This window comes from Gracilibacillus caseinilyticus (genome assembly GCF_022919115.1).
In the GTDB taxonomy this organism is placed as follows: domain Bacteria; phylum Bacillota; class Bacilli; order Bacillales; family Amphibacillaceae; genus Gracilibacillus; species Gracilibacillus caseinilyticus.
The window spans coordinates 2,304,563-2,330,629 of the sequence record NZ_CP095072.1 but is presented as its reverse complement, the minus strand read 5'-3'; the positions used below and the strand labels follow the sequence as shown (position 1 = coordinate 2,330,629).

Genomic DNA, 26,067 nt, shown 5'->3' with positions numbered 1-26,067 from the left:
GTCTATTGTAATGTATTAGAAAATGTAAGCATTTTTGATTAAAATCGTAAAAATATGTAAGCTCCTGATTGATAAAATATAGTAAAGATACCAGAAAGGAGGAGTGATTCTTCGCTCCATCATTTTAACAACGTTGTCATATATTTATATTAAAAAAGGGGTGCCTTGGATGAAACAGAAAAAAGTTATCATGCTTTGCTTTTCATTAATTTGTTTCGTGTTATTATTTGCTTGTTCCAAAAATGAAAACGCTTCAACGGATTCGACAGATGAATCAGAAAAAAGCAGCAGTGATGAACCACAAGAAATTTCAATGATGTTTAACCTCCACGTCCCTGAAGTCCCGGATGGGCGTCTTGAAGAACTGTTAGAAGAAAAAACAAATACTGAACTGGACATCCGATGGGTACCAGATAACAACTACGCAGAAACGCTCAACACTCAGATCGCAACCGGAAATTTGCCAGATGTGTTTTTGCTGAAAGATGTCACGCTTGACCAACAGAAAGATGCCGTCCGAGATGGGCAGTATTGGGAAATTGGTCCCTATTTAGAGGAATTTCCTAACTTAAATAAATTGAATAAAGATATTTTAAAGAATACGATGATTGATGGCAAGATTTATACACTTTACGCAGGACGTCCCTTATCTCGCCAAGGGTTGATATACCGTAAAGACTGGGCAGATAATCTAGGATTGGATGCCCCTACAAACCTTGATGAATTATACGAAATGATGAGAGCATTTACCGAAGATGATCCAGACGGAAACGGTAAAGATGACACGATCGGTTTAACTGATCGCGAAATCCTTGGGACATTCGAAAACTTCGCCACCTGGCATGGTGCTCCAAATAGATGGGGAGAAAAAGATGGGCAATTGCTGCCACAGTTTATGTTCCCTGAATACCGTGAAGCGATGGATTACTTCAAAAGCTTGTTCGATAACGGCTACATTAATAAAGATGCACCTGTAACGAGTAAAACAGATCAGCAGGAGCTTCTGAAAAATGGAACAGCCGGGGTTTATATTGGTACAATGGGCGATGTTGAGCCGATGTACAGTGATGCCGTTGCTATCAATCCGGATGTTGAATTAGATGTACACAATCATATTGAAGGTCCAGATGGTGAATATCGTACCCGTTCCATTCCGGGCTATGGCAGTATGCTTATTTTCCCTAAACAGTCAGTGGAAACAGAAGAAGAACTAAAAGGCATTCTCGGTTTCTTCGATTTCTTAATGACACCAGAAGGGTCCAACCTTCTATACTGGGGTGTGGAAGGCGAACACTATGAAGTGGTCGATGGCTTTGCAAAAGTGAAAGAAGAAAATGAAGAAGCGTACAATCTTGAAATTAGACCATATACACCATTTGAAATTGGTGAACCTGAAACAAATGGCCGCTACACTGGTTACTATGACTATGAACCAAGAGCAAAGGCCGATGAATTGTATGAAGATAATAATGATCACTTAGTCCATGATCCAACCGCGTCCCTAGAATCGCCAACATGGGCAGAAAAATCGGAAACATTAAATCAAATCATGGAAGATGCGACATATCAATACTTCTTAGGTCAAATTGACGAAGCTGGCTTTGACGATGCGATCGAACGCTGGAAAGAATCTGGTGGCCAGCAGGTGATTGATGAATATACGGAAGGTTATCAGGATCAGAATAACTGATATTGATAAGAGCCCCTCCATTAATGGAGGGGCTCTCTAATTTTTATATTTCTTTCATCTTTTTTCGGTACTGTCCGGGAGTTATACCTGCTTTTTTTCGGAAGGAACGTATAAAATTTTGTGAGTTATTATAACGTAATCGCTCAGCAATCTCTTTAACTGATATAGATGTCTCCTCCAAAAGTTTTTTAGCAATCTCTAGACGATAATGTGATAGATATTCACTAAAAGATAAATTCGTTTCTTTTCTAAATAAACTGCTTAGATAACTTGTATTATAATGCAACCTTAATGCGACACTTTCCAAGGTTAAATCCTGATCAAATTCTCTCTGAATAATATGGATGACTTGATCTGAAATGGAACGGTACTGCTTATCAGCTCTTCGATTGAAGGCTTCCATGATTGGATAAATAATATGCGACTTGAACCAACTTTCAACTTCTTCATTTGAGCGGAATTGATATAGTTTATGAATCAATGAATGACTTTCATCTTTAATTTCGATTTCAATTAATAAATTCTCTGCTAATTCAAATAAATTATTCAAAAGACGAATGATTGTCATTTCATATTGTTCATCCTTTATTTTATTAGCAAATATATGATCAAATATATCACCTAATCTCTCGTCTGCTAATTGCTTATTATTCGACTTTATTGCTTCAAATAATTCATGTTGAATCTGCTTAGGATAAAGGTTTCTTACTAAATGAGAGGACTGTACAGTATCGTAATAAATAATTTTCTCCTGACCCAGGGTTAATGTTTGTCTAAGTGAAATCTCACTTTCCTGGTAAGCTTTATTTAACTCTTTCAAATTTGCATAACTATTACTTACACCTATACTTACTGGTATTTTTAAGATCAATTTAATTTTTTCTTGGATAAAATGGATGAGTTCATTTTTAATAGCCCCTTCCTGAACCGTGCTTTTTATAACCGTTACTTGTTTATTTTCTATCACTATTGGAAGCAATGTTTGTTTCTCATTAATTAAGTCTTCCACTATCGATTGAATAGCAAAAAGAATCATATCCTGATCGTCATGAGTAAACCCTGTATCTTTAAAAGAATCAATACGTATACTCATAACCGTATATTCCTCATACTCTCCCTCTATCATTCTTTCATGTATTTCTTTTTCAGTAGCCTTACCCTGGATTAACTTATTTACGAAAAATTGATTTAATTGTCTATTTTGTGATCTCATCTTACCTTCTAGTGTTTCATTTTCCGCTGATATTAAATGAATATGACTCTCTATTGCAACAAGCTCATCCCCAAAATCATTACTCTTTGAATCTCCCGTTGTCTCTTTCAATAAATGAATTAACCTTCCAATTGGTGCATACAGTTTCCCAGATCCAATAATGGCAACAACGATTAATCCTAACAAAATAATGATACAGACCATTAATGTAAACCAACCAATGGAATGAGAGGTTTCCTTTATTTCATCGATATTCACAAAATTAATATAGAACCAGCTATTATAATTAGATTTACGATAAGTAACTAAATATTTCTCTTTATTTAAAGGCATTAAAAATTGATGTTGCTCTCGTTTATCTATTCTTTCTAATAACTGATTTTTTAAATACGTTTCATCTAAGCTTTGATCTCCATGAGACATAACAATTTCATTTTGTTCATTTACAATTAAAGTCATGCCATTCTCACCATCAACAGAGATACGTTTATCCAGTTCACAAAGAGGAAGCATGGCAATGACATATCCCTTCACATGACTACTATTTAAAGGTAAACTTTTCACCATTTCCAGATAACGCTTACATTTAGTACTAGCATTTGCTCCTACACCAAAGTGATACTCCTCATTAACTAACCAGGTTGAATTACTGTTAAGTCTCTCAATTTCCTGAATATCGGCCAGATCCTCTTGGTTCCATTGCGTTAAACCTCTATTTCTAACCAACCATTCGTAATCTTTATTGATAAAAACGATATCTGTCACTCCAGTTTCAAACCGTTGTAAATTATTCAATTCGGCTTTTAATTCCCTGTATAAAGGAAATTGATTTGGTTTTAATGGTTCTTCTAATAATTGATTACTAAGTAATGACATGCCGAAGTTTGTTAATGATTGATCTACTTGCCTCAAAGCTTGTTCATACATAAGTTGTGTTTGTAAGACATTATGTAATTTCTCTTTCTCTACCTGTTTCTGCATACTGTTCGCAGAATTAATATATGAAAAAATACCAACAAGTACTACAGGGATTATCCCAAGTAACAATGCAAATGACAAAAGCTTCATATAGAATTTCGAACTTTTTTTCAATACTTGGCCTCCCATCAGGATATACATTTTTAAATTAGTTTATCATAAAAACCCACACTTACCTTTTAAATATAAAAAATAGCTGCTTATCACAGCTATTTTTTATATTTCATGAAATTAACTCTCTTTATATGAAGTATTGAACTCCTCTACCACATCTTCTCCTCCTGATGATTTCCATTTTTCGACTGCTTCATCAAAACCCTGTTCATCGATTTCTCCTAATATATAATTAAATGTTGCATCTACCATAATCGTATTTAATTCTTCACTCTTAAGATCATATGTTTCAGAATCCAACGTAATGGTAGGATTTTTGATCAAATAATTCTCGTTATCTTTAAATAATTCATTAGCTTTCTCTCTTGCTTCTAACGGAAAACTTCCCTCATACCTTCCATTGGTATCAGGTTCTCCTACCTCCAGCGTTTGATAAGGTATGACCTCTCTATCCAATTTTCCAGTATCTTCAATTGCAACTGCTTTCCCATTTTCCACGTTATAATGTTCCCCTTCCATACCCCAGTACACCGTATTCGCTACTTCTGGTTCCATTAGTTTATCAAAAAAACCTAAGATAACTTTTAATTCATCCTCTGTTTCTACAGAAGATTTTGGAAAGAAATAAGGATGATTATAACCAGGAATGGACCATATTTGGTACTCCCCATTAGGACCCTTTATTTGATTATGGACATCTAATTCCATATCTGGATTATTAACCGATCCATCACTTTGAAGCGCACTAACATCACACATACATCCAATATAGGCACCTGCTTTACCAGATTTAATCATATCTTGTTGATCTGGTTTACTAGTTACAGGAAAATCTTGGTTGATATAACCATTTTTATGCAACTTTCTCATAAAATTTAATGTTTCTTTGTACTCCGGAAACATAAATGAAGGTAATAATTCACCATCTTTTTCTCCCCATTCATTAGGTGAATTAAACCATGATGCTATGGTATTAAAAGATCCATATGCTAAATCGCCTCGGTCAGCTAATCCAATTGTATCGTCTTTACCATTTCCATCTGGATCATTTTCTGTAAATTGTTTTAACATGTCATAAAATTCTTCCGTTGTTCGAGGTGTATCTAGTCCTAAGTTTTCCGCCCAATCCTTTCGATAAATAATTCCTTGTCTAGATAAAGGACGACCTTGATATAAAGAATATAATTTGCCATCCACCCTTGTATTATCTAATATCTCTTCTTTTAATTTTTTTAAATTCTCAAATTCATCTAAGTAAGGTTCTATCTCCCAAAATTGCCCGTCTCTAATTGCCTCTTTATATATACCCTCTATAGGAATATTCGCGACCTCTGGCATACTATCTGTTGCAAATGAAGTATTCATCCTATCTTGATAATTGTTAGCGGGAATATATTGCAAATTAAGGGATACACCAGTCAGTTCTTCAATTGTTCCTTCGATTTTTGAATCAGGTGTTTCTGCACTGTGCAGAGGTGTGTAAATTGTAATTTCATTTAAATCTTCATTTCCTTCTCCAGTGTTTCCCTCCCCATTATTAGAAGCGCTTTCATTATTGCTGCAACCAAATAAAACAATACATAATACCATGAATAATATAACAGTTTTCATCTTATACATACAATCACCCTTTCTTTATTTATTCACATTGTAAAATCTATTCTTACATTCCGTATATAATCATAATTTTGTCTTATCAAGTAACTGCAATAAACTAACTAAGAATTATAGCCGATAGACAATATAATGATTATTTTCTAAACTTATGACACTTTGCTTCTTTTGTTTCTTCTGAAAATAATGAAGTAGCATTGTTTCCTCACTTTTGTACACAGAAACTCTATTTGTTATTTCTTTTAAAGATAATATAACGATTCAGAAAGCTTTTTATGATATAGCTTTCCGAATCATTTTTGATAAATCACGAACAATAAATACAGGCATAACCACATCAATAAGCAAGCCGATACAATAATTCAACCAACACTTTTACCCCTGCTGCCAGATCCGCTGTACTTGTATGTTCCAACGGCGAATGACTAATCCCTCGGTAACTTGGTACAAACAGTAATGCAGTATGATAATGCTTAGCCATAATTTGCGCATCATGCCCTGCTCCGCTTGTCATCATCTGATAGGATAATTGCTGCTCATCGCAAATTGCTTTTGCTGTCGCCGTCAGCTCTGAATCCATCATAATAGGTGGTGTTGCTAACCATTGTTCAACCACAATATCTAAATCATTCACAACTGCAATTTTTTTAAATACAGTGGTCATTTCTTCCTTAAACGTTTGTAATGTATCAGGTTGAGGAGAACGGACATCTACTGTAAAAGTGACCTCATTTGCAATCACGTTCGGCACATTTGGCTTTACACTCATTTGCCCGACAGTTGCAACAAACGGCTCTCCATATTGTTTCGCCTGCTCTGTTACCCACTGAATCATTTGACTGGCACCATATACCGCATCCTGCCGCATTGTCATTGGCGTTGTCCCCGCATGATTGGCTTGTCCCGTAACAGTGACAGTAAAGCGATGTACACCCGCAATTTGTTCCACAACACCGATCTGTTTTTCGTTCGCCTCCAGTCTCATTCCTTGCTCAACATGCAGTTCAATAAATGCCTGGATATCGTTTCTTTTTTTGATCAAGCTTAGCTCGTCAATAGATAGGCCGACATCATTCATCGCTTCTTTCAACGTAATATGCCCTTTGTCTTCTTGAACGGATGGAATAGCATCTACCTCTTCCGTGATTAATCGAGAGCCCCAGAACGTCAATGGATAACGACTGCCCTCCTCTTCACAAAAGGAAACCAGCTCGATTGTTTTCTTAGGAATCCCCAGATATTCCTGTAAAAATTTTATAGCAACAAGACCTGCTACAATGCCGTATGCGCCGTCATATTTGCCACCATTTTTTACGGTATCTATGTGGGATCCAGTTAACACCACTCCCTGTTCGTTACCTTTGAAAGAAGCAAACACGTTACCCGCCGGATCCATTCTCGTTTCCAGTCCCATTGCTTCACATTTTTCCTGTAAAGCTGATTGTGCCAGCAGCCAGGGGTTTGTATACACAAGACGAGTAACGCCTTCTCCATCACTATTACTAAATTGACTAAGCCATTTGATGCTCGCTTCGGTTTGTTGATAAATAAATGTTTCTTTAGCTTGATCCCAATGCATTTTATGCCCCTTTTCCGTATAAAACTTAAGATTCATTATACACCTTTCGCGACCTAAAAACGAACATTATGACAATAAAATTAAAAAACGTTTGTCTTTATGTCGAATATTGTATATAATTGAGGAAAATATAATAATTACATGACTTATAGGAGGAAATCGCACATGCGTCAACTACTAGAAAAGCTCTTTCATTTAAAAGAGTTAAACACGAATATACGCACAGAATTAATGGCTGGTTTAACAACCTTCATTACAATGGCATATATCATCATTGTTCAGCCAAGTTTAATGACAGCAGCTGGCATGCCTGCTGGTGCGGTTATGGTATCTACTATTATCGTCTCCGGTATTTTCACGATCATAATGGGAGTTTTTACCAACCGTCCGTTTGCCTTAGCGCCCGGTATGGGCGGGAATGCCTTTTTTGCTTATTCGATTGTCGCAGCTGGGTTGGCTACCTGGCAAACAGCTCTAGGTATGGTTCTAATCTCTGGTGTTGTTTTTCTAATCTTAACACTGCTCGGTATTCGTGATGCGATTGCCGAAATGATTCCGAAGAATATCAAGCTTGCTATCGGAGCTGCGGTTGGTATTTTCATTGCAGCGATCGGTTTGACTGATTCTGGACTAGTCGTATTGAATATCGATAGTGAGAATTTAACATTAGGCTCCTTACATGATAAAAATGTAATCCTCGCTCTTATTGGTTTAATTGTTATTTTAGGCTTAATGGCACGAAAAGTGAAAGGCGCCGTATTATACGGAATTTTTATTACAACGATCATTGGTATCCCGCTTGGCATTACGCAAATGCCGGACAGTTTCTTTGAACTGCCACCAAGTCCATCTGACATTGTATTTCAAGTTGACTGGATGGAAGCATTAAAATGGTCCTTCTTCCCATTAATGTTCACCTTCTTTGTCGGAGACTTCTTCTCTACAGTTGGTACGTTACTAGGTGTCGGCGGAAAAGCAGGAATGCTCAACAAAGACGGAAACTTACCTGATATTAAAAAGCCTTTCTTAGTAGATGCTGTAGCATCTGTTGGTGGTTCATTCATGGGTGTCACTACAGTAACGACCTATATCGAGTCCGCTAGTGGTGTCGAAGCAGGCGGTCGTTCTGGTTTAACCTCGGTTTCAACTGGATTTATCTTTTTACTTTGTTTATTGTTAACTCCAATATTATTAATGATTCCTAGTGTTGCGATAGCACCGGCTCTTATCATCGTTGGTATTTCAATGCTTTCCGGACTGAAAAATATCGAATTTGACGAGGTTGATGAGTCCATGCCTGCTTTTATCACCGTCATCGTTACTGGTTTCTCTTTCAGTATCGCAAACGGAATTGTGTTCGGTGTTCTTTCTTACGTAGCAGCTAAATTATTTGCAGGAAAAATTAAAGAGGTACCAATCGGACTCTTCATCCTATGTGTTCCGCTTATTTACTATCTATGGCTTAAATAAAAGAGGAGGTTTACCATGACAAATCCAATCATTTCCGCAGCACGAGGCGAGGCTGCATTAGACCTGGCTATCGAGAACATTCAATTAGTCAATGTATTTTCTGGTGAAATCTACCCAGCAGCAATCGGTATCTACCAGGACAAAATTGTACATGTGACGAGACCTGGTGAAACAAGTCTGGCAGCCAATCAGGTGATCGATGGACAAGGTAAATTTGCGATACCAGGCTTAATTGATACGCACCTGCACATCGAAAGCAGTATGTTAACGCCTGGGGCTTATGCCGAAGCGGTATTGCCCCACGGTACAACAACGATTGTCACCGATCCCCACGAAATCGGGAACGTGTTAGGAGAAGAAGGCATTGCCTATATGATCGATGCCAGTAAAGAAGTAGATTTACGAATTTTAACTTATTTGCCATCGTGTGTCCCGTCAGCTCCCAAAGTGGAGACAGCGGGTGCTGATTTCACGCCAGAAGTGATCGAGCGTTTGCTTCAATGGGATGGCATTGATGGTCTTGCCGAAGTCATGAATTATGTTGGTGTCGTTCAACAAGATGAAAGAATGATCAAGATTGTCGAAGCTGCCAAAAAGGCAGGTAAAATCGCACAAGGACATGCTCCAACTGTAACCGGTAGAGACTTATCAGCTTATCTCGTAGCTGGGGTTGACTCTGATCACGAAAGCAGAACAGGTGAAGAAGCGTTAGAAAAAATACAGGCAGGTATGTACGTCGAAATCCGTGAGAGCTCTTTCTCATTAAATATGAGTCCTATTGCAGCTTATATTAAAGATAAAGGCTACCTCCCCAATGTCTGTCTTTGTTCCGACGATGTAAAAGCAAATCATCTCGTGCAAAGAGGTCATATGAATCATGTCGTCCGCCGTGCAATAGAAGAAGGAATTAATCCGGTAAACGCGATCCGATTCGGTACATTAAATGCGGCTGAGCGCCTTCAACGAAAAGACATCGGAGCGATCGCACCAAGCAGAATTGCAGATATCGTCTTACTCGATAGCCTGGAGGATATGGTAATTTCAGATGTTTTCACAGCTGGAAATCATGTCGTAACAGAAGGAAAGCTCCAGTTCGAACAGCCAAAATTAGCACCACCGAAGCACTTTTTCAACACGGTAAAAGTCGACGACATCACAGAAGATGATTTCACGATTGACGTCACAGACAAATCGTTAGAGGAAGCCAACGTTCGTGTGATCGAATATGATTTTGCGCCTGGCATTCCAACGAATTTTATCGAAACAACCTTGCCAATTATAAATGGTGAGCTAAGTTTAGAAAGTTATCAAGGTAAAAAAGCACCACTTAATTACATTGGCGTCTTCCATCGCCATGGCAAAAACCACAATAAAACGGTTGGCATACTAGCTGGTTATGGTATTAAGGAAGGTGCCGTCGCTACTACTGTTGCCCATGACAGTCATCACTTAGCCGTACTAGGTGTAAACAAAAAAGACATGGCGATCGCAGCTAATCGTGCTAAAGAATTGAATGGTGGGATGGTCGCAGTGAAAGACGGTGAAATCGTAGCTGAACTGCCGTTGCCAGTAGCGGGATTGATGAGTACAGACACTGCTGAGGAACTGACTCCAAAAATTGATGCATTTGTTAACCTATTGCAAGACGACATCATGCCTGGCAAGAATCCGATCCACCGTCTCATCGCAGTAACCCTGCCCGTGATACCAAAAGCCAAAATTTCGGACCTGGGGCTAGTGGATGTCGATAGGCAGGAGATTGTACCTTTGTTTATGGACTGAGACATACGAAAAGCGATCTTTTCCTGAAGGAAGGATCGCTTTTTTAATTACTCAGCAAACATCTTCTGCACTGTCTCATAACTGTCCAACGTGCCAATATCATATCGATATCCTGCAAATTGATAAGCATAAACGTCCTTCTGCTGAATCAGCCACGGAACAAAATGCCCCGGTGCATCTGGATTATTTCCCTCTTGCAGGTACTTCGCAAAAAGTGGTAACGTCTCTCTTCGATACAGATAAATAGGTGGTGCTGCTAACTGTGATTTTGGCTTTGGCGGCTTTTCTTCGAATGAAAGTACCTTCCCATCCTCCGCCACTTCCACAACCCCTGTTCTTTGCAGCTCATCCAGATCCTCTAAAGCATGGCAGCTAATACAATCGGTACCTTTTTCCGTACAAAAGGAGACGAAATCTTTTAATTGAAAATCGAACAAGTTATCACCGGCAAGAACCATTACATCATCACTAATGTTCGCCTGCTCTAATACATACTGGATATCTCCGATTGCCCCGAGGCGATTTTCATTAGAAGTCGTTTGATCATTGATCACCTTGATTGGTTTGGCACCTGTATAATGATTCGACCAGTCTTGAAAACTTTCGGCAAATTTGTTATTCGTTACAATCCACACCTGATCAATTTCGCGCACTGCGTCGACCTTTTTCATGATTCGCTCTAAGATAGATTTTCCCGCCACTTCTAACAATGGCTTTGCTTTATACCTCGTTAAGGGATACAATCTTGTCGCATATCCGGCAGCTAATATGATACACTTCATCAAACCATCTCCTTGCTATACGTCGAACTCTCTCCTGATTCTACCATAAACTTATCAACATGTTCGAGTTTACCTTCCCCAAAGCCTCCAACACTACCAGTTAACAAAAGAAAGTCACTTCCTGCACATCAACAGAAAGTGACTATGATTAGTCGCGTGAGAAAATATCGCGCGTATATACTTTATCTATACAATCTTTTAGTTCTACTGTTACACGATTGGCAACAATCACATCAACTCTTTGCTTGAAAATCTCTAAGTCAGCCTCCACGTCACAGTCAAAAAACTGTTTCTGCTGAATGGCAGGTTCATAGATGACCACTCGCATGCCTTTTTCCATCATCCGTCTCATCACACCTTGAATAGCAGATTCCCTGAAGTTATCGGAATCTGTTTTCATCGTTAAGCGGTAAATACCGACGACTTTCGGTTGTTTTTCGATAATTTGATTTGCAATATGATCTTTTCGGGTTTGGTTTGCGTCCACTACTGCCCGCATCATATTGTTTGGTACATCCTGATAATTGGCGAGGAGCTGCTTCGTATCTTTCGGTAAACAATAGCCACCATAGCCAAATGATGGATTATTATAATGATTACCAATCCTCGGATCGAGACTGACCCCTTCAATAATTTGTTTGCTGTCCAGTCCTCTCACTTCTGCATATGTATCCAATTCATTAAAGAAAGCAACGCGCATCGCCAAATACGTATTCGCAAATAATTTGACCGCTTCTGCTTCAGTTGAATTAGTATAGAGTACTTCAATCTCCTCTTTTTCCGCCCCTTCTACTAATAACGATGCAAACATCTCCGCTCGTTCTGATTTGTCACCAATCACAATGCGTGATGGATATAAATTATCATGTAACGCCCGTCCTTCTCTTAAGAATTCGGGAGAAAAAATAATCCGGTCGGTATCGTGCTGTTTACATATTTCTGCAGTGAACCCCACAGGTACAGTTGATTTGATAATAATCGTTGCTTTTTCATTCGATTTCACGATATCAGCGACGACCTTTTCCACCGAACTTGTATCAAAAAAATTACGCTCCGGGTCATAATTGGTTGGCGTTGAGACGATAATTATTTCTGCGTCCTGGTAAGCAGCACTAGCGATTGTGGTTGCGGATAAATGTAATGATTTCTTTTCGAAGAAAGCTTCTATATCCTGATCTGTGATGGGAGATTTCCTTTGATTTACCATTTCTACTCTTTCTTTATTTATATCTAAAGCTGTTACCTCATGGTATTGCGCAAGTAACATAGCATTAGATAAACCTACATAACCAATCCCAACGACGGTGATCTTCATATCCATCCCTCCTACTTACTATTTATTTTACTAATTTTTTTTAGTAATTTGATTAAAAATGAAATAGTTTACATAAAGTTTATACTTTCTCGGACATTGCAAAAATATATGGGCTGGTGATAAAGTCGACGAATCAGCTTGTAGAATCGCTGTTTTATGATTGGAGTGTGAGTAGGTTTGCATATAGGGGCATTATAATATTAGCAGGATTTTTTCTTGCAGTATTATTGATTCCATAGATTTCTTTGGAAAGGAATGATTCTTACTGAGGGTGCATGTCGTTTTTGCTGATTTTTTGTCCATGAGATTCATAAAAAACATGACTTATCGCCAATTTCTGGGGAAATATAAAATTCGCCCCTTGAGTCGAATTTGTACGCTGAGAAACTTCATTCTTTCCAAACATATTAATAAAGCCTGTCCCAAAAAGGAACAGGCTTTCCACAAAAATTATTCAGTTTCCAATACATCAGCAATGCGTTTACTGGCAAGGCCGTCGCCATACGGGTTGCTGGCTTTACTCATTTTTTCATATTCTTCCTTATTTTCTAATAACAGCTTGAAATTGTTGTAAATATTTTCTTCGTCAGTTCCTACTAATTTCAATGTACCGGCTGCCACACCTTCTGGTCGTTCAGTTGTGTCACGCATCACAAGTACTGGTTTCCCAAGACTCGGTGCTTCCTCCTGAATACCACCACTGTCTGTCAAAATTAAGTAAGATGCTGACAAGAAATTGTGGAAGTCAATCACTTCTAATGGTTCAATTATACGAACACGATCATTATTCCCAAGAATTTCAGTTGCTGCCTCGCGGACCACCGGATTCATATGGATAGGGTAGATTGCTTTGATATCCTCATGCTCCTCAATAATCCGTTGAATCGCTCTAAACATGTTACGCATCGGTTCACCAAGGTTTTCACGACGGTGAGCGGTAATCATGATTAACCGGCTGCCTTTTGCCCATTCGAGCTGATCATGCTTATAATCCTCGCGTACCGTAGTATGTAACGCATCGATAGCTGTATTACCTGTTACATAAATAGATGCAGGATCTTTTCCTTCGTTCACCAGGTTTTCTTGAGACATTTCTGTCGGTGCAAAATTATATTTCGCTACAAGACCGACTGCCTGACGATTGAATTCTTCCGGATATGGTGAGTATATGTTATACGTTCTTAAACCAGCCTCAACATGGCCAACTGGAATCTGAGAATAGAAGCACGCTAATGATGTGACAAATGTCGTGGATGTATCGCCATGTACCAATACAACATCTGGTTTCACTTCATCCAGTACAGCTTTCATTTTTTCCAAAATCGCTGTTGTCACATCAAATAGTGTCTGTTTTTCTTTCATAATGGACAGATTAAAATCTGGTTCAATATCAAACACATCTAACACTTGCTGAAGCATTTCTTTATGTTGCCCTGTCACACATACAATTGTTTCTAAATTTTTACGTGATTCCAATTCTTTTACTAATGGACACATTTTTATTGCTTCCGGCCTAGTTCCGAAAACGACCATCACTTTTTTCATTTTCTTTCACTACCTCTCTGGCTTTTATAAATAATCGAATCACCTATACTGTTTTTGATTTTTGATCGACCAAATCTTGGAGAATATGTAAGACATCTTCCCCGATCTCTTTATTTTCCAATGCGAATTCTATCGTTGTTTTTACAAAACCTAATTTCTCTCCTACATCGTATCGTTTTCCCTGGAAATCATACGCAAACACACTCTGATTTTGATTTAACTGCTGAATAGCATCGGTAAGTTGAATCTCACCGCCAGCTCCAATTTCTTTCGCATCCAAATAGCCAAATATTTTAGGAGACAATACATAGCGTCCCATTATGGCTAAATTGGAAGGTGCTGTACCTTGTTCCGGTTTTTCTACTAGACTATTGATCGCGTATAAATCTCCATTTTGTTTTTCTACATCTACTATTCCATAACGATGTGTTTCATCTACTGGTACTTGCTGAACACCTAAGATCGAACCGCCTGTTTCCTCATATTGCTCTATCATTTGCTTCAAGCACGGTTTTTCTGCTTTCACAATATCGTCACCCAAAAGTACGGCAAAAGGTTCATCGCCGATAAATTTACGTGCACACCATACTGCATGTCCTAATCCTAAAGGTTCTTTTTGTCTAATATAGTGTATTTCCACTTTAGATGGTTGTTTGGCTTTTTCTAATAATTCATATTTACCTTTTTTCATCAGGTTATCTTCTAATTCAAAATTATGATCAAAGTGATCTTCAATAGCACGTTTTCCTTTACCGGTCACAATGATAATATCCTCAATTCCAGATTCTACAGCTTCTTCAATAATATATTGTATCGTTGGCTTATCCACAATTGGCAGCATTTCCTTTGGCATTGCTTTGGTTGCCGGCAAAAATCGCGTACCTAAACCAGCTGCAGGGATAATCGCTTTTCTGACTTTTTTCATTTTTATGCCTCCTAGATATTCCTCGCAGATCTTTTATGATGTTGTTTTTGTTAGCATTTCATGAACTTTTTGTAATTCTTCGTTACCAACTATCAAGTAATACACATTTTCAATTCTTTTTCCTTGACCTTGTATCATGTAACTGTCAAAATTCTTTCTTGTATCACGATAATTGGCAAAGAGATTCGTCATATCCTTAAACTTCATGTTCGTCAAAACATTATTACCGAGTACGTCGATCAATTCGTTAATTTTAGCTGCAGACTGAAAACTCGCTCCTTTATCAATGATGGCTCTGATTACCTGGCGCTGTCTTTCCGTCCGGCCAAAATCACCATTCGGGTCTAAATGTCTCATTCGAACATATCCCATCGTTTTAGGACCGTCCAGTTGAATTTCGCCTTTTTGGTAATGATAGTCTTTCTGATAATAGCCCTCATCATACCAGTCTAATTGATTATTCACCGTGATACTGCCAAGTGCATCGACTAAATCCGATAAACCTTCCATATTCATTTGAACGTAATAGTCCAGATCAATATCTAGCAAATTCTCTACAGTATTAATCGACATATCCACTCCGCCGTATGCATAAGCATGATTGATTTTATCCTCAAATCCTTTTCCGACAATTTCTGTTCTAGTATCACGTGGAATACTGACCAATTGCATTTCATCAGAACCAGGTTTTAAAGAAAGTACCATTAACGCATCCGACCGACCACTGTCTGAGTTTCTTTCATCAACACCCAGCAATAAAATATTTAAAGGCTGCTGTTCTTTCACTTTTTTATCGGTTATGTCTGTATCGATCGTTTCAACTTCCTGGTGTACTTTTTCATCGACTGTTTGCTGCGCCTTACTGTATATCGAATAAAGATATCCCGCAATCGATAAAATAATAATGAGCGTTAAAGCTGCTAATATCTTGAGAAGACGCTTTTTCTTTTTTTTATTTTTTCTCACTCGATAAGCTCCTTTATTGCAATATGCAAAACGTTTATAGCAATAAGTATACCACATCAACTATAATCAGCTAAATACTGGGGTGATATAAAAAGAAAGAGGGTATCTCCCTCTCTCCTAATCAATACCAAATATTATAATAGACAAATTATCTTTCTTCAAATTTTTAAACGAATTAATAAACGACCTTACTGATCATCCAATTGCCATCAATTTTTGAGAAATAAATTTCAAAATTGCCTCCTGTAAAAAGTTGACTCTGATTTATTTGATACATAAAATATTCTGTATCAGAAATCTTTTTCACAGAATACTCGTAATCCAACACAAAATCCGGGTGACCATCTCTAGCCAAGACCCATAAGTGACCACCTTCCTCTTTGAAGAAACCTTTCCACACATCTGCCGCCGTTTCATATGTCATAAACTGTGATAGATGCTTAAAATATTCGTCTTTGGAGTTGAAATTTTTCGCTCTGTTATAATCTGGAACAGGATCCTCTTCTGTATTTTCAACTAATTCAATATGCATATTGTTATATTTTTTTACTAGATTGATAAAAACATCTTGATCTACAGCATCATTAGCTACTTCTTCCTCTTGCTGATTCTCTTCGTCCGACTCTTTTTCTTCGGCGCCTGACTTAATATCTTTCTCATTGTCATTTGTCTGATTATCAGTATTTTCGGCTTTTTTACCACTTTCAGTATCTTCATTATTTGAGTCATTTTTATCTTCTTCTACTTGTTCATTGTTTGAGTCTTTTGACTTATCTTCTGTTTCTTCTGTTCGTTCCTCGATTTGATCATTCTGACTTTCCTCGTCATCTTTACTAATCATTTGTTCTTCTGAATCCCTTACTAGAAAGAAACTCTCAGGTAATTTTTCTTTCATTGACAATGTCGTTTTGGATATTGGAGAGATAGTTTGCTTTAAGATTTCGTTTGATGGTGTCTCCCTCCAAAATGGAATAGTTGAAAGTACAAGGATAATACACGTAACGGCAATGCTAGTTAAACTCAGAATAAAAAATGGAATCCTTTTCTTTTTTACTGATTCCATAACCTGATATTTCTCAGTATTTGAAAAATGGATATGACCAGTTAAATGCTCATTCAGATTATTTTTGATTTTCTTATCAAATGAATCCATTTAAAATTCCTCTCCTTTCCAGTTCTTTTTTTAAAAGTTCTTTTCCTCTTACAAATCTTGTTTTAGATGTATGAAAATTAAGCCTTGTTACCTCGCTGATTTCTTTTAGCTTTAGATCCTGCACATAATAAAGAATGATAATTTCTTTATATTTAGGTTTTAAAGACGAAATAGCATCTAATAATTCACTTGCATTCTCTTTCTTTATTAACTCATCCTCAGCTGATGGTTTGTGATGATCAGATGCCATATTCTGTAGTACAGATGATTGATATTTAATATTTCGAAAGCTCCATTTACGGTGATAATCTTTGCACTTATTAAGCGTAATTCGTATTAACCATGTCTTATATTCTGATTCATACCGGAATTTATCTAAATTTCGATAACAAGAAATAAACACTTCCTGAACAATGTCATCGCACTGTGATTTATCTTTCACAAAGGAATAAGCAATTCTCTTTAAATCTGATCCAAATTCATCCATAAGATGGGTTAGCAGGATTTCATTGTTTTCAATCCCTTCATATTCATGATTTATTTCCAATTTAATCCCCCCTTTTATAGATTAGACGATGAGTCTTCTGTTTTTTCTTCAAAATTTTAGAAAAAAAGTATGTACATTGATCGATGAGACTATTACCTCTTTATAAGATCCTGAAACATAAGCAACTTATTCAACATAAAAGTAAAGGCCGAACGTAATTCGTTCGGCCTTTACTTTTATGTTGGTTAAAAAACTCGACATTCACCCCGTTTTTCAGTGAGCGCCGCAGTTTTTCTTATACTTGGTACACTCTAAATTTTCACAACGTCGAGCTTTCGTGTAAAGTTAAACTGGGAAATAACTTCGTGGATAATCAGTTGTAGAGCAAACGCCACAACGCAAGCCAATCACTTCCGCTGGATTGCGGACGTGATTGCAGATAAAATATGTCAAAATGATATCACAGCTAAGCTAGTTCTCATTAATTCAGAGTTTGATTCCACTCCATATTAACTGTAACTACGACTATACATATTTATATCGTGATGGTTCTCTTTTTAACTGGCATACTTTTGTTATAACTCAGCCCCTGCATTATCCATATGATTTACTTACCAAAAACCATCCGTTCAACAAATCTTCTCGATTATAATAAAACCGCTGATCATCTTCAAAACGTTTTACCGTTCCACCGGCAGCTTCAACAATCGCCTGCCCGGCGCCTGTATCCCATTCCATCGTTGGAGCGTAGCGTGGATAATAATCGGCTTTTCCTTCTGCAACCAGGCAAAATTTAAGCGAGCTGCCCGAGGAGACTACTTGCACATCTCCATTTAAGCTGTCAATAAAAGCTTCCGTCTCCTTCGACATATGCGACCTGCTTGCTACTACATAGGTTACCTTCGTATCATGCACTTCTGGGAGAGGTGTACTTTTACTTATTAACTCCTCTAAGTTAGCAGGCTTCACATTGGATGCACCGTTTAATTTATATGCGCCCACGCCCACTTCACCAAAATAAAACGTATCCAAGGCTGGTGCGTAAATGGCTCCCAATTGCGGAAAACTTTTATTGATTAGTGCTATATTTACGGTGAATTCACCATTCTTTTTGACGAATTCCTTGGTACCGTCCAAAGGATCTACCAGCCAGAATTGCTCCCAATTTTTTCGCGTAGCATATGGCACCTGTTCCCCTTCTTCACTTAAAACAGGAAGCGGTTTTGCTAACTTTTTTAAGCCCTCTTCAATGACCTGATGCGCCCGTTTATCGGCCATCGTCAGAGGTGATTGATCTTCTTTTTTCTCTACTTCAAAATCTTCTGCATACACATCCATTATCTCCGAACCTGCATCACAGCAAATCCGAAACAGATCATATAGGTAGTCATTCATGATTAGTTCTCCCCTCTCACTTCATATCATATCGAAAAAGATATCACTATTATAATCACAACCGGGACAATCACAAGCAAATAACCAACCGGATTGGCGAAATTGATCGACCAGCCGATGCCAAAGCGTTTCTCCACAAATATTGACTTATCATCTGGATTAAAGTAAAATAAACCCGCTTTCCAGTACCGATCATCGTCGTAAATATCGACGGACTTCTGTTCAGTCGGCATTTTTCCTTCAAAATCAGAATCCACACTGCCAACTTTTATTGCCAAAAGAATCGTGCTAATCAGGACAAGCAATAAAAAACCTAGTGGCACAAGCATCATCATCAAATTACTAAACAACTTCTCATACAACAAATTTAATTGTAAAAAAGTAAACAGCATCGTCATCAATAAATTGATCACCAGGATGAACCAGCTGGTATATTTGCGTAAGCGGAATTGACGTAGTTTGGCAGAGGTGTAACGGACTGCATTCACTTTAATCCCAGACCGTTTGGTGGACGTGTGAATACTGAAGAACATCGTCTGCAGTACAAATAATATCAGCGGTAACCCTAAAGCAGTCAGCCATGTTTTATCACTATATGCGTCCGCTTGACCATTCGGACCCCAATGTGTTGGAAGCTGATCGAATAAACGAATCGTCAAGAACATCGTTGCCGCCGTAACAATAATCGGAACTAACTGCACAATAGCTGGTAACATTTCATCTCCGGCCTGCTCTGCATCATGGACAATTTGTGGTTGTGTCAACTGTTCGGACCAATTACTGACTTGCTTTAATTACATCATTTTAAAATGGAAATAAAAATAAAGGGACATACCTCCGAGCAACACGACAAAAGGAAGAAAACTGCCTTACACTACCATTTGATTTGTACTGATTCCCTCCATTTGAAATACTATGATCAGGCTCGCAAGCGCAACAAGCCCAACCACAGTGGTTATACCTGCATACCGTTTTTTATATTGTCTCACCGAATGATTACTAATTTCCTCTAATGGAATCGTCACACCAAATACCACGGTACGCTTCACCACAAAAGGAATTGCAATCTGCATGACACTCACAAACAAAAGTGTAAAAAATAAAGTAGAGAATTCCATGACCGCCACCTCCATCAGGTTTCTACTTTTATTCTACCATTCCGTCACACAACATACATCACGAAATCATTCACAGATGAAGTTCTTTCTTCTTAAACTGCTTAAGCAACTGATATCGTTTTAACGGCTTCGTAAATAAAAAAATCCAAACAGGTACTAGCCCTAAACAACCGACGATTAATAGCTATAAATGATTAACTATCAAAAACAAACTAAACCCGGCTGTCATGAATAAAACCGATATTGACATTCCCAGAAATAACTCGATCTTAAACTGTTGCAACCCTTCTGTTGCGTATTGCTTCATCGAATCGATGTCAAAATATAAATGACTATTACTACGCTGTTCATACGTTTGGTGATCAATATATTTTGCAATGCCATAACAAGTTATAATAGCAATCAAGCATAAAAGAATCTGCGCAAAAAAACTCTCAACCTCTTGGTATACATTGTTTAAAGAATTCGATCCATATAATAAGAGAAAAAATAGACCCAGATACATGACAGACGATTTTTTCTATAGTGAAATTTATAAAGCCTGTTTGCTTTTGGGTCATAAAATAGGCTATAAATATCTGTATCTCGAAATATTGGTATCAACATTATATAATTTCCCATCTCGAAAGGTGAAAAGGCTCCTCGGTGTTTTGGACGAGAATACTTCTGATTGTTACTAATTTCATCATGTCCGCTCCCTATTGTTTTTTCGATAAAGTTTCATTCTGGCCATTGGCATGCGATAAACATAGGCACTAAAAATCACAAAGAAAAACAACGAAAAAATTAATACTACTAAAGATTGATCCAAAATAAAAACCAACGCTAAAACTAGAAAAACAAGAAAACATCCAACTACGATTCCTATTTCAAATTGAAAAAGTTTCCTGCCTTGGTCAATATATTGCTCAATCATTGACTCTGTTAAATAAATCTCCTTCATTTCTTCATATATGTATTTCTGGTAAAATACCCTGTCTGCCCACATTCCTAAAATAACGCCAATTCCGATTTTGCCAAAACTTACTGCTGTTGGAATATGGAGTTGAATGCTTTCAATACCTCTCATAATTGCAATCACAATGAAAAAACCAATCCAATAATATGTATGATTTATTTTTTCTTCTTTGTGAAACGCTTTATATGTGGTTCGTTTCTTTTTATCTAAGAAAATAGTATGATTGCGTCTATTTTTAATATTTTCTGTATAGATAGGAATCAGTTTCATTTTGTCTCACTCCTTAGCCCTTTTACGATGCGCTGGCCTTTTATTGAAGTGTATCACAAATTCAACGGGTTTATCATTCGGATTACATTTTCGTTCGCTACCAAACTTTTTCATACCATTCACATTCAAAGTCAAACACGATTCACTGCATGTTATTCTTGTTCCGATCCTTTTGTCCTGCAGGGCTAGGCTTGCGGAAGTCTGCATAGTTGACCTGCTCTATCATACAGATTCTATAAGGAGACAAAACTAGCCGGGCAACACCATACATTTGGCTCCTTTCCGGTTAAACGCTACAAATCTCGGTGCACTCTTTCTCACTTTTGGCTCCTTTCCGGTTAAACGCTACAAATCTCGGTGCACTCTTTCTCACTTTTGGCTCCTTTCCGGTTAACCGCAACAAATCTACCTGCGCTCCTTCTCACTTTTGGTTCCTTTCCGCTTAAACCCTACAAATCTTGGTACACCGCTTCTCACTTTTGGCTCCTTTCCAAAAACTCTCGATGCACCATGTAATAGCTAGCATATGGAATGATGAACAATATTTATAGATTAAATATCATTTATACCTATCAAACATTTCAAAATTACCACATAGTTAGTTGACATACCCGATATCATGAAAAAGCTCAAGCTGCACGCATGGCAACTTGAGCTTTTTCACTGTTCATTCTAAATAGTCAATGGCCTCTTTAACAGTGGCCATCGTTGGAATGCTTAACATGTACTGTTTGCTGTTCGTGTTGACGATATTCCAGGCTATTTCCGGGCGGATCCCTGTGCATATCGTCGTTATTCCCATTAGAACTAACATTTTTACAAATTTATTCATTAGTTCGATGACTTCTTTCGTCATCGCATATATACCAGAAACATCGATGATCAGATGTTTCACTTTATCGTTTGAGAAATTAGCACAAAAATTTTCCTTAAGATACTTAGAACGTGAAGCGTCAATTTCGCCGACAAGAGGAAGAATAACAATGCCTTCTTTTACGGGGACAATAGGCATCATCACCTTGTTCAATTCTCTTTCCATCTGTTTTTTTGTTGTGATATCACGAATGGTTGATTGCATGGCTTCTGTTTCTCCATATATAACCGGATGACAGAAAAGTTCTACCTCTACAACCTTACCATCCATTCTGTACACTGCTGTTTCTACCAGTTTGCCAACCTGTTTATCTTCTTGGCCTCTTTGAATCCTTTGCACAATAAAATCCCTATATTCCTCCGTAAATACTTCCACCACATTCGCACCAATTAATTGCTCTTTATTCCCGCCGAAAAATTCAGCGCCAGCTTCATTTATGTAGAGAATGGTATGATTAGAATGGATAACCGTTGTTTCAAAAGAACACTCCACAATATGATGATGCATTCTTTCCCTTTCCGGAATCGTTAATTGCTTATCAGAAGAAACCAATGGAATCACTCCTTGACAGCTAGAATATTCTTATCATTTTATCATATTGACAAGAATATTCCAGAGACCTTAGTTCCTTCTTTTTTGAAAGGGGACCGGTTCTGTTGACCCATATCTCGTTTTTCTCCATAATGAGAAGCTGAAACGCCTTGTATCTTTACACAAAGTCCTTTTGTCACCGCAAGCCAGGTGAAACCTTTCATACCATTCGGCCGTATAAAGCATAGAGAGGAGTTGGAACGATTTGAAAAAAATAGTGATACTACTTGCTATTCTTGTTTCAATGTTTGCACTACCAGGACATGTTTTTGCCGTGGACTATTCTATAGAAAATACAGAAATCAACGCTTACTTACAGAAAAATGGTGATGTGGAAGTAACCGAGCAGCACACCTATCAATTTGAAGATGAGTTTAATGGCATCACCCGGACACTTATTCCGAAAGAAAAGACACAAATAATAGATTTCCAAGCATTGGAGAACAACACATCGTTACATGAGGAACAGGAAAAAAATCTATATAAAATCTATCGAAGCGGGTCGGATCAGGAGGTTACCGTGGATCTTTCTTACACGATTACGAATGGAGTAGAAGTTTACACAGATCTGGCACAATTTTACTGACCATTCTTTGACAGCAGCAATGAATCTGCTTATCAAAACTTGGATATTTACGTCCACCCGCCCCAATCTACGGAAGAGGCACTAGCCTTGGGATATGATGAAGCTTACGCAACATCAACTATTGCTTCAGACGGTGTTGTCCATTTCGCCATGGGTAAAGTGCCCAGTGAAAGGAATGGAGATATCCGAGTGGCTTATGATGCATCACTGTTCTCTGCTTCCACTATGATCGAAGGTACAATTCGCGAAGAGATGGAAGCGGCTCAGACAAAATTGGCAGAAGAGGCAGCGGCCTATGAAAATAGACAGGAGCTTTTGAGACGTATTTCGCCTTATATAGTAAGTGGCGTTACGATATATTTACTCATACTACTCATGACGGCTTGGCAAAGAAAGAAAAAACGATTATGGGAAGCAGAACGCAGCAATTCTCCATCGCTATATCTATCAAATTTAGTGATGAGTCTGCCTGCGACGATACTTTATATGAGAAATATGTCTGCAAAAAGCGAATTGCTATCTGCAGCATTACTAGACCTTGTTAGAAAAGGATATGTCAAACGAGATGGTGACCGTACATTTGTCAGCGTCAATTCTAAGCAAGATTACCAGCATGAAAGCATTTTAATGAATTGGCTATTCCATAAAATGGGTAATAATGGTGTGTTCTCCTTATCGGCTCTTAATGCTTATGTACAAGATAAACACAACCACTCAGACTACCACCGTGATTTTCACAAGTGGGTCCAAGCTGTAACAAAAGAGATAAAACAACACCCGCTGATTGACAAACAAAAAAGCTTGCGCTGGATAACAGCTATCGTTGGTCTTTTACTTATCCCATTCAGTATCATTCTTGGTGTGCATTCCGTTTTCATGCCAATGGTTTTCTCCATCGTTCTCAGTTTAATCTTATTACTATTTGCGGTCGTCTATCAGCCTAAAACAGTGGAAGGATTACGCATCAAACAACAATGGGAACAACTTCATTCAAAATACAGTAATATCAGTGAACGAGAGTGGAATGACTGGATGAGCGATCAACAAATGCAAGCTTATATTTATGCGATTGGTACTGATCATAAGGTAATGCAGAAGAAAAGCGAACACCTTAGTAAGAGCTTCACAGCAACTGCTTTGACTGACACTAACTCGCAAACCAATGACATAGTGATGTTAGTGTTGATAGCTAGTACACTGACCTATGAATTTGACAAAGCAGATACCACCGTTTCGGCTACTGCAAGCAGTAGTGGTGGCAGTGCCGGTGGAGGCGCTGGAGTCGGTGGTGGAGGTGGCGGTTCAGGTGCTTTTTAATAGTAAGCAAAGCATAGCGCTCATCAAAGAATTCAAGCTGAATGTGTGCCAAATTCTCACATCTCAGCTTGAATTGAATCATCAATGACTATTCTCTGTTGCATGAACTGTAACTACCGTCTTTCTGTCACTATTGTCCTCTGTTTCACTCCTCGTTTCCAGATAGTTTGTCGTGGAGGTCGTTCTAACAGAATTTGTCTAGGATTGGTGGTGTCGAATAAAATGAAATCGGCTTTGTTGTATAGTGCGATACCATGGTCCTTTAGGCCGATCGCTTTGGCAGCTTGTACCGTGGCCATGTCGAGTAATAGCTCAGCATCTTGCCGGGTTCCTAATTGGGCTACGTGAGCGAGCAATAAAGCGATGTCTAACGGGTCACCAGTACCAAATGGAGTAAAAGGATTTTGTATATTATTCGTACCGAAGCTAACATTTGCTCCTTTTTCTAATAATAACTTGACGGGTGTCACACCACGTCTGACACGTTCTTGGTCTGATCTGCCGTTTAAAAATAAATCAGTTGCCGGTAAGGCCATAACCGAGATACCAGCTTTTGCTATATCCGCTGCAATCAGCTTGGCTTCATCATATGGAACCGAAGCGAGTGATGTCAGATGACCTACAGATACCTTGCCTTGATATCCGTATGCTAACGTTCGCTTCACAATATCTCGAATCGCCAGCTGTGTTGGATCATCTGAAAAATCAACATGAAAATCAATTGGCTTATTACATTTAGCTGCTAACGCAAACACAAAATCAATATGTTCCACAGCATCGTTATCATTGTAAGGTATTCCACCAACAACATCTGCACCGAGCAACATTGCCTTCTCCATCAAGTCAGTAGTCCCTGGCTGCTTAAAAATCCCTTCCTGAGGAAAGACTACTAACTGGATCTCCACTTGATCACGAAAGGTTTCCCTTAATTCTAATAACACTTCCATTCCCTTCAAACCGACAATCGGATCAACTTCTACATGACATCTTAAATGCGTTACACCGTATCCAACACATTTCTCCAGTACTTTAACTGAGCGCCGTCTTATATCCTCTTTGGTAAAAGATTTCTTTAGATCACTTGTAAATTGGATGGCTTCTGTTAAATTAGTAGCATCCTGCTCCATTTGATCTAACAGATAGGCCTTATCTAAATGAATATGCGGTTCAACCAAGCCAGGTAAAAGCACTCTTCCATCCGCTTCTATTACTTCTTTGGCAGGTGCAACTTCATCCTCTGTTTTCGCTAAATACGTAATGATTCCATCGCTAATTCCTACATCCATTCGTTCTGAAGAGTGAGGAATGGTAACATTATGAAACAACAGATCTAGCATTATGCATC

Annotated in this window: 21 protein-coding genes; 5 read left to right on the top strand and 16 right to left on the bottom strand. The window is 38.1% G+C overall.

Going from position 1 to position 26,067, the window contains the following annotated elements:
- Positions 1–169 precede the first annotated feature (169 nt).
- Positions 170–1,690, top strand: coding sequence for an extracellular solute-binding protein (locus tag MUN88_RS10940; protein ID WP_244714930.1), 1,521 nt, complete (start codon positions 170–172; stop codon positions 1,688–1,690).
- Between the two features lie 43 nt (positions 1,691–1,733).
- On the opposite strand, the gene MUN88_RS10935 is transcribed toward MUN88_RS10940, so the two are convergent.
- The 3 genes from MUN88_RS10935 to MUN88_RS10925 form a co-directional block, all read right to left on the bottom strand.
- Complete coding sequence (locus MUN88_RS10935; protein WP_244714928.1) at positions 1,734–3,995, bottom strand: helix-turn-helix domain-containing protein; 2,262 nt, start codon at positions 3,993–3,995, stop codon at positions 1,734–1,736.
- Positions 3,996–4,112: 117 nt separating this feature from the next.
- Entirely contained in the window at positions 4,113–5,615 is a 1,503-nt protein-coding gene (locus MUN88_RS10930) for an extracellular solute-binding protein (protein ID WP_244714926.1), read from the bottom strand.
- Positions 5,616–5,946: 331 nt separating this feature from the next.
- Entirely contained in the window at positions 5,947–7,188 is a 1,242-nt protein-coding gene (locus MUN88_RS10925; protein ID WP_244714924.1) for a M20 family metallo-hydrolase, read from the bottom strand.
- 165 nt (positions 7,189–7,353) lie between these two features.
- On the opposite strand from MUN88_RS10925, the gene MUN88_RS10920 reads away from it, so the two are divergent.
- Positions 7,354–8,658 (top strand): NCS2 family permease, encoded by a 1,305-nt coding sequence (locus tag MUN88_RS10920; RefSeq protein WP_244714922.1) that lies wholly within the window; start codon positions 7,354–7,356, stop codon positions 8,656–8,658.
- A gap of 15 nt (positions 8,659–8,673) precedes the next feature.
- Entirely contained in the window at positions 8,674–10,440 is a 1,767-nt protein-coding gene (gene ade / locus MUN88_RS10915) for an adenine deaminase (RefSeq protein WP_244714920.1), read from the top strand.
- Between the two features lie 47 nt (positions 10,441–10,487).
- On the opposite strand, the gene MUN88_RS10910 is transcribed toward ade, so the two are convergent.
- From MUN88_RS10910 to MUN88_RS10855, 12 genes are all read right to left on the bottom strand, one after another.
- Positions 10,488–11,222 (bottom strand): nucleotidyltransferase family protein, encoded by a 735-nt coding sequence (locus MUN88_RS10910; RefSeq protein WP_244714918.1) that lies wholly within the window; start codon positions 11,220–11,222, stop codon positions 10,488–10,490.
- A 148-nt stretch (positions 11,223–11,370) separates the two neighbouring features.
- Positions 11,371–12,537, bottom strand: a complete 1,167-nt coding sequence (locus tag MUN88_RS10905) for a nucleotide sugar dehydrogenase (protein WP_244714916.1) — start codon at positions 12,535–12,537, stop codon at positions 11,371–11,373.
- A gap of 450 nt (positions 12,538–12,987) precedes the next feature.
- Entirely contained in the window at positions 12,988–14,082 is a 1,095-nt protein-coding gene (gene wecB, locus MUN88_RS10900) for a non-hydrolyzing UDP-N-acetylglucosamine 2-epimerase (RefSeq protein WP_244714914.1), read from the bottom strand.
- A gap of 43 nt (positions 14,083–14,125) precedes the next feature.
- Complete coding sequence (gene galU, locus MUN88_RS10895) at positions 14,126–15,007, bottom strand: UTP--glucose-1-phosphate uridylyltransferase GalU (protein ID WP_244714912.1); 882 nt, start codon at positions 15,005–15,007, stop codon at positions 14,126–14,128.
- Positions 15,008–15,040: 33 nt separating this feature from the next.
- Positions 15,041–15,973 carry an LCP family glycopolymer transferase gene (locus MUN88_RS10890; protein ID WP_244714910.1) on the bottom strand — a complete coding sequence of 311 codons (933 nt, stop codon included), beginning with the start codon at positions 15,971–15,973 and terminating at the stop codon, positions 15,041–15,043.
- Positions 15,974–16,148: 175 nt separating this feature from the next.
- Complete coding sequence (locus MUN88_RS10885) at positions 16,149–17,126, bottom strand: hypothetical protein (RefSeq protein ID WP_244714908.1); 978 nt, start codon at positions 17,124–17,126, stop codon at positions 16,149–16,151.
- The gene (locus tag MUN88_RS10880) at positions 17,113–17,673 is read right to left on the bottom strand and encodes a sigma-70 family RNA polymerase sigma factor (RefSeq protein WP_244714906.1); all 561 of its coding nucleotides are present in this window, start codon (positions 17,671–17,673) and stop codon (positions 17,113–17,115) included. Before MUN88_RS10880 ends, MUN88_RS10885 begins: the two co-directional genes overlap by 14 nt.
- 534 nt (positions 17,674–18,207) lie before the next feature.
- Positions 18,208–19,008 carry a 3'(2'),5'-bisphosphate nucleotidase CysQ gene (gene cysQ / locus MUN88_RS10875; RefSeq protein WP_244714904.1) on the bottom strand — a complete coding sequence of 267 codons (801 nt, stop codon included), beginning with the start codon at positions 19,006–19,008 and terminating at the stop codon, positions 18,208–18,210.
- A 26-nt stretch (positions 19,009–19,034) separates the two neighbouring features.
- Positions 19,035–19,772 carry a DUF5808 domain-containing protein gene (locus tag MUN88_RS10870; RefSeq protein ID WP_244714902.1) on the bottom strand — a complete coding sequence of 246 codons (738 nt, stop codon included), beginning with the start codon at positions 19,770–19,772 and terminating at the stop codon, positions 19,035–19,037.
- A 105-nt stretch (positions 19,773–19,877) separates the two neighbouring features.
- Positions 19,878–20,126 carry a hypothetical protein gene (locus MUN88_RS10865; protein WP_244714900.1) on the bottom strand — a complete coding sequence of 83 codons (249 nt, stop codon included), beginning with the start codon at positions 20,124–20,126 and terminating at the stop codon, positions 19,878–19,880.
- A gap of 685 nt (positions 20,127–20,811) precedes the next feature.
- Positions 20,812–21,354 (bottom strand): hypothetical protein, encoded by a 543-nt coding sequence (locus MUN88_RS10860; protein ID WP_244714898.1) that lies wholly within the window; start codon positions 21,352–21,354, stop codon positions 20,812–20,814.
- Positions 21,355–22,021: 667 nt separating this feature from the next.
- A complete protein-coding gene (locus tag MUN88_RS10855) occupies positions 22,022–22,780 on the bottom strand; it encodes a PAS domain S-box protein (protein WP_244714896.1) in 759 nt (252 codons plus the stop codon).
- A 244-nt stretch (positions 22,781–23,024) separates the two neighbouring features.
- Between MUN88_RS10855 and MUN88_RS21885 the strand changes: the two genes are divergently transcribed.
- Together MUN88_RS21885 and MUN88_RS10850 are read left to right on the top strand one after the other, a co-directional pair.
- Positions 23,025–23,405 carry a DUF2207 domain-containing protein gene (locus MUN88_RS21885; RefSeq protein ID WP_369809880.1) on the top strand — a complete coding sequence of 127 codons (381 nt, stop codon included), beginning with the start codon at positions 23,025–23,027 and terminating at the stop codon, positions 23,403–23,405.
- 87 nt (positions 23,406–23,492) lie between these two features.
- Positions 23,493–24,722, top strand: coding sequence for a DUF2207 family protein (locus MUN88_RS10850; protein ID WP_369809879.1), 1,230 nt, complete (start codon positions 23,493–23,495; stop codon positions 24,720–24,722).
- A 113-nt stretch (positions 24,723–24,835) separates the two neighbouring features.
- Here MUN88_RS10850 and MUN88_RS10845 read toward each other — a convergent pair whose 3' ends face one another.
- Positions 24,836–26,059 (bottom strand): amidohydrolase family protein, encoded by a 1,224-nt coding sequence (locus tag MUN88_RS10845; protein ID WP_244714894.1) that lies wholly within the window; start codon positions 26,057–26,059, stop codon positions 24,836–24,838.
- Between the last annotated feature and the right edge of the window lie 8 nt (positions 26,060–26,067).

What these genes read in the sequence shown, in the direction of transcription:
- MUN88_RS10940 (WP_244714930.1), top strand. Translation starts at nt 170, where the DNA reads ATGAAACAGAAAAAAGTTATCATGCTTTGCTTTTCATTAATTTGTTTC.
- MUN88_RS10930 (WP_244714926.1), bottom strand. Translation starts at nt 5,615, where the DNA reads ATGTATAAGATGAAAACTGTTATATTATTCATGGTATTATGTATTGTT.
- MUN88_RS10925 (WP_244714924.1), bottom strand. Translation starts at nt 7,188, where the DNA reads ATGCATTGGGATCAAGCTAAAGAAACATTTATTTATCAACAAACCGAA.
- MUN88_RS10920 (WP_244714922.1), top strand. Translation starts at nt 7,354, where the DNA reads ATGCGTCAACTACTAGAAAAGCTCTTTCATTTAAAAGAGTTAAACACG.
- ade (WP_244714920.1), top strand. Translation starts at nt 8,674, where the DNA reads ATGACAAATCCAATCATTTCCGCAGCACGAGGCGAGGCTGCATTAGAC.
- MUN88_RS10910 (WP_244714918.1), bottom strand. Translation starts at nt 11,222, where the DNA reads ATGAAGTGTATCATATTAGCTGCCGGATATGCGACAAGATTGTATCCC.
- MUN88_RS10905 (WP_244714916.1), bottom strand. Translation starts at nt 12,537, where the DNA reads ATGAAGATCACCGTCGTTGGGATTGGTTATGTAGGTTTATCTAATGCT.
- wecB (WP_244714914.1), bottom strand. Translation starts at nt 14,082, where the DNA reads ATGAAAAAAGTGATGGTCGTTTTCGGAACTAGGCCGGAAGCAATAAAA.
- galU (WP_244714912.1), bottom strand. Translation starts at nt 15,007, where the DNA reads ATGAAAAAAGTCAGAAAAGCGATTATCCCTGCAGCTGGTTTAGGTACG.
- MUN88_RS10885 (WP_244714908.1), bottom strand. Translation starts at nt 17,126, where the DNA reads ATGGATTCATTTGATAAGAAAATCAAAAATAATCTGAATGAGCATTTA.
- cysQ (WP_244714904.1), bottom strand. Translation starts at nt 19,008, where the DNA reads ATGAATGACTACCTATATGATCTGTTTCGGATTTGCTGTGATGCAGGT.
- MUN88_RS10865 (WP_244714900.1), bottom strand. Translation starts at nt 20,126, where the DNA reads ATGGAATTCTCTACTTTATTTTTTACACTTTTGTTTGTGAGTGTCATG.
- MUN88_RS10860 (WP_244714898.1), bottom strand. Translation starts at nt 21,354, where the DNA reads ATGAAACTGATTCCTATCTATACAGAAAATATTAAAAATAGACGCAAT.
- MUN88_RS10845 (WP_244714894.1), bottom strand. Translation starts at nt 26,059, where the DNA reads ATGCTAGATCTGTTGTTTCATAATGTTACCATTCCTCACTCTTCAGAA.